A 2,318-nucleotide genomic window follows, 5' to 3' on the forward strand; every position below is an offset into this window, starting at 1 on the left:
GCGCGGAAGGCTTCAACCTTGTCGCCGAGGCCGTAGACCTGGATCAGCCAGTGACCGACGGAGTCAAAGAGCAGCGCCCCGATGGCATAGCCCAACAGGCCACCGAGCACCGAGGTCACGGTGCAGACGGTGGCATAGAGCCAGGCGCGCTGCGGGCGCGCCAGCGACATCGGAATCAGCATCACATCCGGAGGGATGGGGAAGAAGGAGCTTTCGGCGAAGGCCACGGCTCCCATGATCCAGAGCGCGTAAGGCTTGTGGGCGGCGTCGATGCACCAGTCGTAGATACGTTTCAGCATGGCGCCGCGATGAAGCACCATGGGGCCGATTTGTCCATGGCGAGATGGGACCGGTTTGCGGTGATTTCGGTAGGCCTAGTGCCGCTTGCGGGCGGTGCGGCCTTCCAGCGCGACAATTGGCCGCCGAGCGGCGACGCGGGGAGCCCCGACTTTGGGCAATTTCACCGTGGATTTTGGCAGCTTCTCGGCGATCCCGAGCATGTCCTCGCGTCGCGACATCTCGCGCCAGACGTCCTCGGGGCGAACGCCAGCAGAGGCCCAGAGTACGGTGAGATTGTAGAGCAGGTCGGCGCTTTCCCGGATCACGGCCTGGCTGTCGCCATTGACCGCGTCGATCACGACCTCGATGGCTTCCTCGGCCAGTTTTTTCGCCATTTTGGCAGGGCCGCGCTGAAACAGCCGTGCAGTCCGCGACGTCTGCGGATCGAGATCCCTGGCCGCGAGTACAGCCAGATATAGCCGCTCAAGCGAATCACTCATGGTACTCAAAACTACTCGAAACAAATGGCAAGCGTGTTAACGTCTGGCAATTAAAGCAAAAAACAGGCCGGCCCCGCAAGGGCGCCGGCCTTTCTTGGTCAACAGAGTGCTGGCCGAATGGCTAACAGCTGCCGTAACCCCAGCGGCAGACGCGCGGTGGCGTCGTGTAGCCGCCGTAGTTGCCTTCCTGATTGTACCGGGGCCCATAATAGTAGCCCGGGTCGCTATAATACACCGGTCCGCCGCCGTAATAGCCAGGGGCGTAGTCATAGGCATAGGCGTCGCGGGTCGCCGCGATCGCAAGGCCGGTCGCGGCGAGGCCGAAGACCGCGGCTGCCGCCGCGCCGCCACCGCCACCATGCCAGTGACGGCCGCCGGCGTAAGAGGCGGTGGGCGCAGCGGCGGTCAGAGCGACCACCGCCGCGGTGGCAAGAACGGCCTTGCGGCCGGCAAATTTTGAAAACCGATCGAACATCTCAAGGACCTCCGTGGTGCCTGTGGACAGGCTCGTGCCTCCACAACCCACAGATCCCATCTTGGGTTCCCCAACCCCAACGCAAGATGAACGCGACAAAACTTCGCGGAAAGATTGCGAAATCATGACGCATTCCGCTCATCCCCCGTTCAGGTTTGATCGGACAGACTGAAAGCCGCCGGCGCTGTGCAGCGTCATCGCTGTGCAGCGTCATCAAGAACACTCAACGAAAATCCGGCATGACCTGATGCGCGCGTGTCCGACATCCGTCCTCCGCAGCCTGCTGACGCTCTGGATCGGCCTTGCGGCCCTCCTCGGCCCGGCCGCGCGCGACGCGCAGGCAGGAGACGCCTCACCGAACGTTGCGGTGCAGTTCGCCTTCGATCGTCCGCTGGATTCCAGCATGGCGCCGTTTGTCGTCGCACAGCGCAGCGGGCTGTTTGGCGCCGAGCATCTCAGCGTCACCTTAAATCATGCCGCCGGCTCGCCCGAGGCGCTGGCGCGTGTCGCCAAAGGCGACAGCGACCTCGCGCTCGTCGACATCAACGAGTTGATCCGCTTTCGCGACAAGGCGGACGCGCCGGCCGTAAAGGCGGTATTCGTGCTGTTCAACCGTGCGCCCTACGCCATCATCGCCCGCAAGAGCCGCGGCATCCACGCGTTGTCCGATCTCGACGGCAAGACGATGGGCGTGGCCGAGAGCGACCTGTCGTTCCGCCTCTGGCCCGCGCTCGTGCATCGTAACGGTATCAACGCGGCGCATGTGAAATTCTACAAGATGAGCGCCGCAGTGCGCGAGCCGATCCTCTCCGCCGGGCAAGTCGATGCGGTCGCCGGCTTCTCGTATCTGTCGGCCGTCAATCTGCGCGACCGCGGCGTGCCCGCGGGCGACCTCGTGGTGTTGCGCTATGCCGATTATGGCTGCGAAGCCTATGGCTTTGCCGTCGTGGTCAACCCGGCCTTCGCCGCCGCAAAGCCCGACGCCGTGAGGGGTTTTATGCGCGCCCTGATCGCAGGCCTCAACGCGACCGTGAAGGACCCCGAGCGCGCCGTCGATGACGTCG

General features: G+C 64.1%; 3 protein-coding genes and 1 pseudogene. 1 reads left to right on the forward strand and 3 read right to left on the reverse strand.

Going from position 1 to position 2,318, the window contains the following annotated elements; genetic code table 11:
• The 3 genes and pseudogenes from C2U70_RS32285 to C2U70_RS32295 form a co-directional block, all read right to left on the reverse strand.
• Nucleotides 1-320, reverse strand: a pseudogene (locus tag C2U70_RS32285) (DedA family protein); the annotation flags it as partial.
• A gap of 54 nt (nt 321-374) precedes the next feature.
• Nucleotides 375-779: a phosphoribosyl-ATP diphosphatase gene (hisE, locus tag C2U70_RS32290; RefSeq protein ID WP_140982743.1), complete on the reverse strand. Its 405-nt coding sequence runs from the start codon at nt 777-779 to the stop codon at nt 375-377.
• Nucleotides 780-900: 121 nt separating this feature from the next.
• On the reverse strand, nt 901-1,254 hold the full coding sequence (locus C2U70_RS32295; protein WP_140982746.1) for a hypothetical protein: 354 nt from the start codon (nt 1,252-1,254) through the stop codon (nt 901-903).
• Between the two features lie 247 nt (nt 1,255-1,501).
• Between C2U70_RS32295 and C2U70_RS32300 the strand changes: the two genes are divergently transcribed.
• Nucleotides 1,502-2,318 (forward strand): ABC transporter substrate-binding protein (locus tag C2U70_RS32300; RefSeq protein WP_140982749.1); only part of this gene is annotated, 817 nt, incomplete at its 3' end.

This window comes from Bradyrhizobium guangdongense (assembly GCF_006483445.1).
GTDB classification, from domain to species: domain Bacteria; phylum Pseudomonadota; class Alphaproteobacteria; order Rhizobiales; family Xanthobacteraceae; genus Bradyrhizobium; species Bradyrhizobium guangdongense_A.